The sequence below is a fragment of the Mesorhizobium sp. WSM4844 genome (genome assembly GCF_055811775.1).
This window is the reverse complement of sequence record NZ_JBVVQB010000060.1, coordinates 1-10,403: the sequence shown is the minus strand read 5'-3', so window position 1 is coordinate 10,403 and position 10,403 is coordinate 1. Positions and strand designations below refer to the sequence as shown.

The 10,403-nt window shown below is 62.8% G+C and carries 11 protein-coding genes and 1 pseudogene; 4 read left to right on the top strand and 8 right to left on the bottom strand.

Translation table 11 applies throughout. The features are described from left to right. Positions 1-113 precede the first annotated feature (113 nt). On the bottom strand, positions 114-1,223 hold the full coding sequence (locus AC0L2A_RS30310; RefSeq protein ID WP_473611914.1) for a TRAP transporter substrate-binding protein: 1,110 nt from the start codon (positions 1,221-1,223) through the stop codon (positions 114-116). Positions 1,224-1,510: 287 nt separating this feature from the next. On the opposite strand from AC0L2A_RS30310, the gene AC0L2A_RS30305 reads away from it, so the two are divergent. Continuing rightward, positions 1,511-2,284: a gamma-glutamyl-gamma-aminobutyrate hydrolase family protein gene (locus AC0L2A_RS30305; RefSeq protein WP_473611912.1), complete on the top strand. Its 774-nt coding sequence runs from the start codon at positions 1,511-1,513 to the stop codon at positions 2,282-2,284. Between the two features lie 17 nt (positions 2,285-2,301). Here the strand turns inward: AC0L2A_RS30305 and AC0L2A_RS30300 are convergent, their stop codons facing one another. The 5 genes and pseudogenes from AC0L2A_RS30300 to AC0L2A_RS30280 all read right to left on the bottom strand — a co-directional run bounded on the left by AC0L2A_RS30300 (position 2,302) and on the right by AC0L2A_RS30280 (position 5,479). Continuing rightward, entirely contained in the window at positions 2,302-2,697 is a 396-nt protein-coding gene (locus AC0L2A_RS30300) for a hypothetical protein (protein WP_091592705.1), read from the bottom strand. A 90-nt stretch (positions 2,698-2,787) separates the two neighbouring features. After that, positions 2,788-3,771, bottom strand: coding sequence for a 2-hydroxyacid dehydrogenase (locus AC0L2A_RS30295; protein WP_473611911.1), 984 nt, complete (start codon positions 3,769-3,771; stop codon positions 2,788-2,790). Further along, positions 3,768-4,790 (bottom strand): LacI family DNA-binding transcriptional regulator, encoded by a 1,023-nt coding sequence (locus AC0L2A_RS30290; RefSeq protein WP_077375012.1) that lies wholly within the window; start codon positions 4,788-4,790, stop codon positions 3,768-3,770. The genes AC0L2A_RS30295 and AC0L2A_RS30290 overlap by 4 nt, the downstream gene beginning before the upstream one ends. A 123-nt stretch (positions 4,791-4,913) precedes the next feature. After that, a pseudogene (locus tag AC0L2A_RS30285) lies at positions 4,914-5,021 on the bottom strand (EamA/RhaT family transporter); the annotation flags it as partial. 50 nt (positions 5,022-5,071) lie between these two features. Then, on the bottom strand, positions 5,072-5,479 hold the full coding sequence (locus tag AC0L2A_RS30280) for a DUF2000 family protein (RefSeq protein WP_287220638.1): 408 nt from the start codon (positions 5,477-5,479) through the stop codon (positions 5,072-5,074). Between the two features lie 35 nt (positions 5,480-5,514). Here AC0L2A_RS30280 and AC0L2A_RS30275 point away from each other — a divergent pair, with 35 nt between their 5' ends. After that, positions 5,515-6,393, top strand: coding sequence for an AraC family transcriptional regulator (locus tag AC0L2A_RS30275; RefSeq protein ID WP_473611910.1), 879 nt, complete (start codon positions 5,515-5,517; stop codon positions 6,391-6,393). Between the two features lie 16 nt (positions 6,394-6,409). Here the strand turns inward: AC0L2A_RS30275 and AC0L2A_RS30270 are convergent, their stop codons facing one another. Together AC0L2A_RS30270 and AC0L2A_RS30265 are read right to left on the bottom strand one after the other, a co-directional pair. Continuing rightward, complete coding sequence (locus AC0L2A_RS30270) at positions 6,410-6,880, bottom strand: MarR family winged helix-turn-helix transcriptional regulator (RefSeq protein ID WP_023796815.1); 471 nt, start codon at positions 6,878-6,880, stop codon at positions 6,410-6,412. A gap of 218 nt (positions 6,881-7,098) precedes the next feature. Then, positions 7,099-7,830: an intradiol ring-cleavage dioxygenase gene (locus tag AC0L2A_RS30265; protein ID WP_473611908.1), complete on the bottom strand. Its 732-nt coding sequence runs from the start codon at positions 7,828-7,830 to the stop codon at positions 7,099-7,101. Between the two features lie 196 nt (positions 7,831-8,026). Between AC0L2A_RS30265 and AC0L2A_RS30260 the strand changes: the two genes are divergently transcribed. Together AC0L2A_RS30260 and AC0L2A_RS30255 are read left to right on the top strand one after the other, a co-directional pair. Then, on the top strand, positions 8,027-9,097 hold the full coding sequence (locus AC0L2A_RS30260) for a CobW family GTP-binding protein (RefSeq protein ID WP_473611907.1): 1,071 nt from the start codon (positions 8,027-8,029) through the stop codon (positions 9,095-9,097). Between the two features lie 259 nt (positions 9,098-9,356). After that, positions 9,357-10,331 (top strand): WD40 repeat domain-containing protein, encoded by a 975-nt coding sequence (locus tag AC0L2A_RS30255; RefSeq protein ID WP_287067583.1) that lies wholly within the window; start codon positions 9,357-9,359, stop codon positions 10,329-10,331. The last annotated feature ends 72 nt before the right edge of the window (positions 10,332-10,403 follow it).

Sequence of the window (10,403 nt, the reverse complement as noted above, 5' to 3'; positions counted from 1 at the left end):
CCCCGCGCGCGGCGGGTGGGTTCGGGGTGGGGGGGGGGCCCCCCCCCCAAACACCCCCCCCCCGCCCCGCGCCCCGCCCCCCCCCCCCCCCCCCCCCCCCCCCGAAACTGTTGTCAGAGTTTGCCGGAGCGCTGCTGGACCATCATGAAGGTGTCGTAATTGTATTCGGCCACCTGCGCCCAGAGATAGTGCTCCTTGCGGAACGCCTTGATCGAGTCCCATATCTTCTTGAACGGCGCGTTCGAGGCTTCCATCTCGGCATAGACCTCGTTTGCCTTTTCGGAGCAGGCTGCCAAGATTTCCGGGCTGAACGGGCGCAATTTGGCGCCTGCGGACACCAGCCGCCTCACGGCCGCCGGATTCAGAAAGTCGTATTTCTGCAGCATGTTGGCGTCGGCGGCCTGCGCGGCGGTGCGCACCAGCGCCTTGTAGGCCGGCGAAAGCTCCTCATATTTCGCCTTGTTGAACATCAGATGGACGGTCGGCCCGCCTTCCCACCAGCCAGGATAATAATAATTGGGCGCGACCTTGTAGAAGCCGAGCTTCTCATCGTCATAAGGGCCGACCCATTCGGCGGCGTCGATGGTGCCTTTTTCCAGCGCTGGATAGATATCGCCGCCGGCGATCTGCTGCGGCACGACGCCGAGCCTTTCCACCACTTTGCCGGCAAAACCACCGATGCGCATCTTGAGGCCCGAAAGGTCGGCGACGGTATTGATCTCCTTGCGGAACCAGCCGCCCATCTGCACGCCGGTATTGCCGCCCGGCAGGCCAAAAAGGCCCTGCGTGGCGAGAAACTCGTTGAACAGGTCGATGCCGCCGCCGTGGTAATGCCAGGCATTGATCCCGCGCGCGTTGAGCGAGAACGGAACCGCGGCACCCAAAGCCCATGTCGGGTCCTTGCCCCAATAATAATATGCCACCGTATGGCAGGCCTCGACGGTGCCGGCGGTGGTGGCGTCCGCGGCCTGCAGGCCGGGCACGAGTTCACCAGCGGCGAAGACCTGCACCTGGAAGTTGCCGTCGGTCGCCTCCGAAAGCATCTTGGAAAAGACCTCGGCGCCGCCATAGATCGTATCAAGGGACTTCGGGAAGGACGACGCCAGGCGCCATGTCACTTTCGGATTGTTTTGGGCGATAGCCGGCGCGGCAAGCGCCGCCGTAGCCGCCGCAGCGCCGACACCGGTCACACCGGCCTTGCGGATGAATGATCGACGATCCATGAAGTCCTCCCTATTGGATCAACAGACCGACGTTCGGGAGATGCTCTGTGCCCCGGATCGGCTTCGCGGCAAACAATACACGGGCAAGGAGTCGAGTCCAGCCATGGAAGCCGGTTTTGCCGGCGGCGTTTTCGCGAAAAACGCGGCGCGAAACCACCTCCTGCAACTTAAGTCTAACGCCGTTTCCGTGGCCCATGCGACATGCCGAACTTGTCATGGCAAAGCGCCGTCGGATCGCCTATTTTAAAGGCAGAACAATCCTTGCACTGAATGGACCCGGATCAAAAATGCAGCAGCCGCTAGTCGCCATATCGACCGATGTCCGCCAGTTCGACAACTACACCTGGCATGCCGCTCCGCAGCAATATCTGGAGGCGGCACTTTCGGCGGCCGGCGTGTTCCCGGTGCTGGTGCCGTCCTTCGGCGACCGGCTCGATTTCGATGAACTGCTGTCATCGGTCGACGGCGTCATGGTCACCGGCTCGAAGTCCAATGTGCATCCCTCACTCTACGGCGGCGATGCCAGCGAGGCCAACGGCCCCTACGATCCGGCCCGCGACGCCACGACGCTGCCGCTGATCAGCAAGGCAGTGGAGCGCGGCGTGCCGCTGCTCGCCATCTGCCGCGGCATCCAGGAGATGAATGTGGCGCTGGGCGGCACGCTGGCCACAGAAATCCAGGAGCGCGAGGGATCGCTGGACCATCGCGCACCGGCGAGCGACAATCAGGACGAACGCTTCGCCATCCGCCAGACCATTTCGATCAAGCCCGGAAGCTGCCTCGCCGGCGTGTTCGGGGCAGGCGACATCATGGTCAATTCGGTGCACCGCCAGGCCATCGACCGGCTCGGCCCGAAGCTGCAGATAGAGGCGGTCGCCAGCGACGGCACGGTCGAGGCGGTTTCGGTGCGCGACGCCCGCGCTTTCGCCGTCGGCGTCCAGTGGCATCCCGAATACTGGGTCAAGTCGGACAGCGTCTCAGCAAGGGTATTTCGCGCCTTTGGCGACGCGGTGCGCCTGCACGCCGCGACGAAATCCGGCGCGCGGGCCGCCGCGGAATAGTTCGTCGGACGTCAACGTCAATCGCTTTTGGCCGCCAGCGACAGCAGCGGCAGGGCTGGTGCGTAGGATTCATAGCCGTCGCCGTCGGCGACGCCGAAAGTGACGATCGGGTCGATGCCGTTCGCGCTGAAGGTGACGGTGCCGTCATCCTGCTCACGCCAGAATTTCGCGCGCTCGATGCCGGGCAAGACCTGGCGGCAATTCGCAGTGACCGTCAACAGCGACAGGCCGTCCGCAACCTCAGTGCCGCGCTTGACCGCGCAGGACGCTTCGTCACCATTGGCCACCAGCCGGTAGTCGCCGGGCGACTGCGCTGACTCGTCGGCTGTGCGGCCTTCGCTTCCGCCGCTGTAAAACAGCTGAATGCTGCCGAACAGCGCGACCGCTGCTATCAATGCAGCAAGTGCTTTCATCTGCGTCCTCCAATTGTTTGGCGATAGATGAAGAATGGTTTCAAAGCGTTAAGCCATCGTTAATCGTTAACAAATAGGAAAGCGTGCCGCTCAGCTGCGCGCCTTGACCTTTTCCGTTTCCGGCACCGGCGTCATCGCCCTCCCTTCCGAAAACCAGGAAATCAGATTGTCGACGCACAGATCGGCCATGGCGCGGCGGGTATGTTCCGAAGCCGAGCCGACATGCGGCAAAAGCGAGGTGTTGGGGGCGGCGAGCAGCGCCGGCGGCACGTTCGGCTCGTCGGCGAAGACGTCGAGCCCGGCAGCGGCGATGGTGCCGCCGGCAAGCGCCGCCGCAAGAGCTGCCTCGTCGACCGTGCTGCCGCGACCGATGTTGACGAAGACGCCATTCGGGCCGAGCGCCGACAGGATCTCGGCGTTGACCGCCTTTTCCGTCGAGGCGCCGCCGGGCGCCACCGAGATCAGCGTGTCGACCGCCTCGGCAAGGGCTTTCAGCGTGCCGTGATATTCGTAGGGCAAGCCTTCGACCTGGCGCCGGTTGTGATAGGCGATCGGCAGCCCAAAGGCCTCTAGCCGGCGCGCAATGGCGAGACCGATGCGGCCCATGCCGAAAATACCGACACGACGGCCGCGCAAGGTCAGCCGACTTAGCGGATAGTTGCCGTTGCGTGCCCAACTGCCGTCGCGCAGCCAGGTCTCGGCGCGCGGCAGCTCGCGGACGGTGTTGATCAAAAGCCCGATTGCCGTATCGGCGACCTCCTCGGTCAGCACATCCGGCGTGTTGGTGACCATGACGCCGCGCTGCGCTGCGTGACGGGCATCGACCGAATCATAGCCGACGCCGAAATTGGCGATGATCTCGAGATTCGGCAGCGCGTCGATGAGGGCTGCGTTGATCCCGCCAAAGGCGGCAATGCCGCGCACCGTCCGGCGCATCTCGTCGGTGACCAGCGACGCATCCGGCCGTTCGATCCAGGCGCGGCTGAACGTCCGGTCGATGCGGCCTACCGCGTGGTCGTTGAATTGGCCCGGCACCAGAATGGCGACTGCTTGCTGCTGTTCGGCTTTTGTCATGCACGTTCCACTGGTTTGCCGGTCGACTGGCGCACATGCAGTTCCGGCTTGATCAGTTCCTGCGACGGCCGCACCATCTGCCCATTGAGCTTGTCGAGCAGCGCGCTCGCGGCGCGGCGGCCGACTTCACGCTGGCCATTCCACACGGTGGTCAGCGCCGGCGTCGCGATCGCCGCTTCCTCAAGATCGTCATAGCCGGTCACGGATATGTCAATGCCCGGCACCAGCCCGGCGCGTGCAATGCCGTTCATCAGGCCGATGGCGACGAGGTCGTTCCAGCAGCAGGCCGCGGTCGGCTTGTCCTTCAGCGCCAGGAACTGCCCGGCGGCCTCGAAGCCAGCCTGTTTGGTGCGCGGGCCGGGAATGCGCCAGGACGGCCTGACCTCCAGCCCTGCCGCCTCCATGGCGTTGAGATAGCCTTGGTATCGGTCGCGGCCGGTCGAGGTCTGGTCGGTGCCGCCGATCATGGCGATGCGTTTATGGCCGAGCGAGATCAGATGGTTGGTGGCTAGCCCGGTGCCATAGGCATCGTCGCCACGAAACACCGGCACGTCAGCGCCTTCGACGGTACGCGCGATCAGCACCGCCGGCAGGCCGTTTTCCTCGGCCATGAAGATGTCTTCGGGCGGCGTACCGATGGCCGGCGACATGATGACGCCGTCGGCGCCAAGCTGCAAAAGCGTGTCTATGAAAGTGCGCTGCTTTTCGAGCTGGTCGTAATGGTTCGACAGGATGAAGGTCTGCCGGCTGCGGTCGAGCTCGCTTTCGATCGAGCGCAGGATCTCGGCGAAGAAGGGATTCATGATGTCGTGGACGACGACGCCGACGATGCCCGAACGCGAGGTGCGCAGGCTGGCGGCGCGGCGATTGTAGATATAGCCGATGGCGCGGGCATGTTCCTTGATGCGGTCGCGGGTGATTCCAGCAACCAGCGGGCTGTCGCGCAGGGCCAGCGAGACCGTGGCCGTGGACACACCGAGCGCATCCGCGATCGTCGAAAGCTTGATCTTCTGTGCCAGCGCCTTGCGCTCCCCCGACGATCCAGAGCTAATCCATGATCTCCAGCGAAAACCGGATGCCCGTTTTCGGGATCATGGTCTAAACAGTTTAAACGCGGCCTTATGCCACCCTTCCGAAACAAATCAAAGTTTTTTTGCCAGCGCATCCACCTCGACGTCGAGGGCAGCGCGGTTGCGCACGCGAAGCCGGTGCTCGCGATGAACGATATAAAAGCCGCTGGCGACGATGACGAGCACCGAGGACATCAAGCGTCAACAGGATGAACCAGTGTCGATATGCATCAGGGATGCATGCGGGCACCCTTGGTGATCTTGTCGACAAGCTTCCTTTCGGCGCGCAGCGCGATTCCGACGACCTTGGCATCGTCGGGTGCGAACTCGGCAAAGACGGCGCGGTTCGCCGCGTCGTGGCCGGTCGAAAACATTTCGTCGACGTAGAGCGAGGTCGTCACACCGCGCTCCAGCGCCCGCCGGTGGATCGCAGTGAGCGTCGAGCGATCGGCCGAAAGCACGATGATCGGCTGGATCGAGAGCGGATTATAGATATTGCCGGCGCGGTCGCGATAGGGTTCGCCGATGATGTCGCTATACTGCGCGACGATGCCGCTGGTCAGGAACGCGGTTACGTTGAGCTTTTGCCAGACGGGAAGGTTATCCTGCAGCACGATTGCAAATTTCGTGTCGAACATGAGACATTTGCCATTCGAGGTTTGTGAATGAAGTGATGTCACACGGTCTAGATGGCGAGGCCTTTCAGGGTCTTGGACGTTTGTGCGTTGACGCGGCTGAGAACTGCGTCATCTCGGCGCCCGATTGCGTCGGAATGGAGCGTATCGAGGCCCGGTTCCACGGCAGCGCCTTCGATCTCCATCGTCACGATACCTACGCCATCGGCGTGACGCTGCATGGCGTCCAGACTTTCCGGTATCGCGGCGCGACGCATCACAGCCTGCCCGGCCAGATTATCGTGCTCCATCCGGACGAATTGCACGATGGCGGCGCCGGCACTGAAGACGGTTTGCGTTACAGGATGCTTTATCTGGAGCCGTCCATCGTGCTGGACTGCCTCGATCAGACAGGCGCATCGCTGCCTTTCGTCAGGAATGCCGTGGTGACGGATCCTGTTTTCCGCACGCGGCTGCTTTCGGCGCTGGGGCCGTTGGACCAGAAGCTGGACGATCTGTTTGTCGCCGACTTCGTTGCGCAATTGATGCAAAGCCTGGCACGGCATTCAGGCCGGCCGGCGAAACCGATCCCAAGGACAGCGTGGCGGGCTGTCAGCCTGGCACGCGACTATCTGGAAGAAAATGTTTTCCGTACCGTCCGTTCCGAGGAGTTGGAGGCGATCACCGGGCTCGATCGCTACGCCCTATCGCGGCATTTCCGTGCCGCTTTCTCCACCAGTCCGCACCGCTTTCTCTTGATGCGCCGGCTTCAACGAGCACGCCGCATGATCGAGGCGAGCGAGTCATTGGCTGAGATCGCAATAGCGGCCGGTTTCAACGACCAAAGTCATTTCAGCAGGCACTTCACGAAGGCGTTCGGTGTCACGCCGGGCCGCTGGTCGGCATTGGTGCATGAATCGTCAGCAGCCGCTGCCTGATGGCGTCAGCCGCGGATCATTCGTCGGCGTCGATCTCGTCATCGACGAGAACCATCTCTCCGTTCGAGAGGTTCGCCTCAACGCGGGCGAGCAGCTTGAACAGCGCCTTCTGGTCCTTTTTATCGAGCCCCTTCAGCGCCTGCTTCTCGGTCTTCTTCACCGATTTCTCGATGGCATGAATGATTTCGCGGCCAGTGTCGGTCAGAAAGATATGGGCCTGGCGGGCATCGGCGGAAGAAGCGCGTTTTTCCAGAAAGCCTTGCGCCTGCAGCCGGTTGATGGTCTTGGTGATGGTCGGCGGGCGAACACCGAGGCGACCGGCAAGATTGCCGGGCGTCTGCCCGTCCTCACGGTCGAGCGCCAGCATGATCTGGTCCTGGCCGGCATAGAAGCCGTGAGCCAAAAGCCGCGCGGCGAGTGCCGTACGCGCCAGCCGCGCCGCCGAATGCAGCCGGCTCATTGTCGCAGTCTTGTCCGCCTTGGCCATGGCTATCCCTCTTCGGCCGAACCGGTGTGGACAGCATAGAGGCAGCCGCCCGGTTGGCAATGGACGATCAAAAAAGATCCGGCTTTGCAAAACAGCTTTGCCGGCAAGCAATGCGGTGTCCGCCGAGGCTAATGCCAGATGTTTATTTCAGTTAGATGACAAACGACTTTTCAGCTGAGGTGGACGGGTTCGGCAGGAGCGCCGCACCGATGCGGGTCTCAATCAGCCCTCACCGCGACGATCATCAAGGCCTGGTAGGCGTCCGCCACCTCGCGCAGCGCCGCCTGCGAAAGCGGCCCGGCGCGCCGCGCGATACCGTCCCTGGCGTTCGACGTATCCCGCTTGCCGGACCGGTCGGTGTAGGGCGCGACAGTAGTGAATATCTGTTCGCTCAGGCCGTCTGGGAAAAACAGCTGGCCGGTCATCACCGAATTGTCGTTGGGCAAGACTTTGAAATGAATGTGGGTGGTGCGGCCGCGATACCAGCCGGGATAGATGGTGGCGAACGAGACGATGCCGCTGTCATCGGTCTTTTGCCAACCGCGCAGAAAACTCTGGCCTGACGTATCGACATCCTGGCCGTCGCCTTGTCCCGGATAGCCTGAATAATGGCCTTGCGCGTCGCAATGCCAGATATCGACCCGCGCGCCGGCAAGCGGCCGGCAGCCTGCGTCGATGACCTGCAGCCGCAGATTGAGGGCAATGCCCGCTTTGCCTTCGGTGATATCGGCGCGTTCGAGCTTCGGGTCGAAATAGAACGGGCCCTCGGTCGCTTCCGGTGTGATCGCGCAGACGCCGGCGCCGCTATCGAACAGGGCAAGCCCGGCATAGGGCGAGGCCTGCTGCGCCAGCGCGATGCCCGGCAGAAAGACACCGCCGCCCGCGCTAACGGCAATGAGGCCAAGCGCCTGGCGCCGGCTCAATGGCAAGGAGGACGGTTTGTCGGACATCCGGCGCCTCTTTTTGGTTTCTGTCGAGCAAGCTGGCTTGGTCCTATCTAGTCAGTGAGACCAGCCAACGCCAATGAAAACCCGGCATGTTGGAAAAACCCGGCAATGTTGGCGACCTGTTTGGCCCATCGGTTGCCACGTGCAAAAACATGGCGTGCATCCTATATGGAGCCAACAATCCTTTTCGAGGCCCAACATGAGCGATGCACAGACAATACAAATCCCCGTAACCGTTCTCACCGGCTATCTTGGCGCCGGCAAGACGACGCTGCTAAACCGCATCCTTTCGGAAAGCCACGGCAAGCGCTACGCCGTCATCGTCAATGAGTTCGGTGAGATCGGCATCGACAACGAGTTGATCGTGGAATCCGACGAGGAAATCTACGAGATGAACAATGGTTGCGTCTGCTGCACAGTGCGCGGCGACCTGATCCGCGTCGTCGAGGGCTTGATGCGCCGGCCAGGCCGCTTCGACGCCATCGTGATCGAGACGACCGGCCTCGCCGATCCGGTGCCGGTGGCGCAGACCTTCTTCATGGACGACGACGTGCGCTCCAAGACCAGGCTCGACGCGGTGGTGGCGCTGGTCGACGCCAAGCACCTGCCGTTGCGGCTGAAGGATTCCCGCGAAGCCGAGGACCAGATCGCCTTTGCCGATGTCGTCGTGCTCAACAAGACGGATCTCGTCACGCCGGAGGAACTGAGCAAGGTCGAGGCGACGATCCGCGCGATCAACCCGGCGGCCCGGATTCATCGCACCACGCGCGCCGGCGTGGCGCTGTCCGAGGTGCTCGACCGCGGCGCCTTCGACCTTTCCCGGGCGCTGGAGAACGATCCGCATTTCCTCGAGGCGCGTGACGACCACGACCATCATGATCATGACCATGACCATGATCATCATGACCATGATCATCACGATCATGACGGGCATCATCACCATGACCACGCGCACCCGTCCGATATCCATGACGTGACGGTGCAGTCGGTGTCTCTGCGGGGCGGCGAGATGGACCCGAAAAAATTCTTCCCCTGGATCGAGAAGATCACCCAGATGGAAGGCCCTAACATCCTGCGTCTGAAAGGGATCATCGCGCTTAAAGGCGATGACGAGCGCTACGTCATTCAGGGCGTGCACATGATCATCGAGGGCGACCACCAGCGCGCCTGGAAGGACGGCGAGAAGCACGAGAGCCGGCTGGTCTTCATCGGCCGTGAACTCGACGCCGAGCGGCTGAAGAAGAGTTTTGATGCCTGCCAGGCCGCTTGATTTTCAGCCTCTATAACGTTAGCGCTGCACCTTCTTTCCTTCTCCCCTTGTGGGAGAAGGTGGCCGAGCGAAGCTCGGTCGGATGAGGGGTGTTCCAGCTTGGCAACGACGGCACTCCGTCCAGCACCCCTCAACCGTCTTGGCGCTGCGCGCCAATCCACCTTCTCCCACAAGGGGAGAAGGAGAGCTGCCACTTACCCGCGCTGGCGGCTCCCGCGCGGAGGTAGACGACCAGCCGAAATCTCGAATGGAATCTCCCATGCCCACCGTCGCCCCGCTTGATCTCCAGGGACATTGCATCGCCGCCGTTTTCCTTGGCGACGTGCCGCATTTCGCACTGGCCGACGGCACAATCCATCGGCTGGACCATGGCCACAAGACGGCGCAGGCCAATGACGGGCTTCTCGCCGCCTTCCACGATGCGGCCAACGACCGGCTGATCACCGGCGGCGAGGACGGCAAGATTTTTTCCGTTACCGCCGGCGGCAATGCGGCAGAATTGGCAAGCGCCGGGAAGAAATGGATCACCAGCGTTGCCGCCGGACCACAGGGCGCCGTCGCCTATGCCTCGGGCAAGATCGCCTTCGTGCGTTTCTCCGACGGCAAGACCAAGGAATTCCTGCATCCGCGTTCGGTCGAGGGGCTGGCGTTCTCGCCCAAGGGGATGCGCTTCGGCGTCGCCCGCTACAATGGCGCGACGCTGCATTTCCCGGCGGCGAACGGCAAGCCGGTCGAACTGGAATGGGCCGGCGCCCATACCGGCATCACCTTCTCGCCGGATGGCGCCTTCCTCGTCACCACCATGCAGGAGAACGCGCTGCATGGCTGGAAGCTCGCCGATGGCAAGCACATGCGGATGAGCGGCTATCCCGGTAAAGTCAAAAGCCTGTCATGGGCGCCCAAGGGAAAATGGCTGGCCAGTTCCGGAGCCCCGGCGGCGATCGTCTGGCCGTTTTCGGGCAAGGACGGGCCGATGGGCAAGGCGCCGCTGGAACTCGGCACGCGCGGCAACGCCATGGTGACCTCGGTCGCCTGCCATCCGAGCCAGGATGTCGTCGCCGTCGGCTATGACGACGGCATGGTGATGGCGGTGCGTTTCGCGGACGCCAAGGAGGTGCTTCTGCGCCGACCGGGCAAGGGCGCCATTACCTCGATGATGTGGGACAAGGAGGAACGCCGCGTCGCCTTCGGCAGCGCCGCCGGCGACTGCGGCGTCATCGATATTTCGGCCTAGCTAGGGGAGTAGGGGAGTAGGGGAGTAGGGGAGTAGGGCAGTAGGGCAGTAGGGCAGTAGGGCAGTAGGGCA

Excerpts from the sequence above, each read along its gene's own strand:
- AC0L2A_RS30310 (WP_473611914.1), bottom strand. The coding sequence starts at position 1,223 with ATGGATCGTCGATCATTCATCCGCAAGGCCGGTGTGACCGGTGTCGGC.
- AC0L2A_RS30305 (WP_473611912.1), top strand. The coding sequence starts at position 1,511 with ATGCAGCAGCCGCTAGTCGCCATATCGACCGATGTCCGCCAGTTCGAC.
- AC0L2A_RS30300 (WP_091592705.1), bottom strand. The coding sequence starts at position 2,697 with ATGAAAGCACTTGCTGCATTGATAGCAGCGGTCGCGCTGTTCGGCAGC.
- AC0L2A_RS30295 (WP_473611911.1), bottom strand. The coding sequence starts at position 3,771 with ATGACAAAAGCCGAACAGCAGCAAGCAGTCGCCATTCTGGTGCCGGGC.
- AC0L2A_RS30280 (WP_287220638.1), bottom strand. The coding sequence starts at position 5,479 with ATGTTCGACACGAAATTTGCAATCGTGCTGCAGGATAACCTTCCCGTC.
- AC0L2A_RS30275 (WP_473611910.1), top strand. The coding sequence starts at position 5,515 with ATGTCACACGGTCTAGATGGCGAGGCCTTTCAGGGTCTTGGACGTTTG.
- AC0L2A_RS30270 (WP_023796815.1), bottom strand. The coding sequence starts at position 6,880 with ATGGCCAAGGCGGACAAGACTGCGACAATGAGCCGGCTGCATTCGGCG.
- AC0L2A_RS30265 (WP_473611908.1), bottom strand. The coding sequence starts at position 7,830 with ATGTCCGACAAACCGTCCTCCTTGCCATTGAGCCGGCGCCAGGCGCTT.
- AC0L2A_RS30260 (WP_473611907.1), top strand. The coding sequence starts at position 8,027 with ATGAGCGATGCACAGACAATACAAATCCCCGTAACCGTTCTCACCGGC.
- AC0L2A_RS30255 (WP_287067583.1), top strand. The coding sequence starts at position 9,357 with ATGCCCACCGTCGCCCCGCTTGATCTCCAGGGACATTGCATCGCCGCC.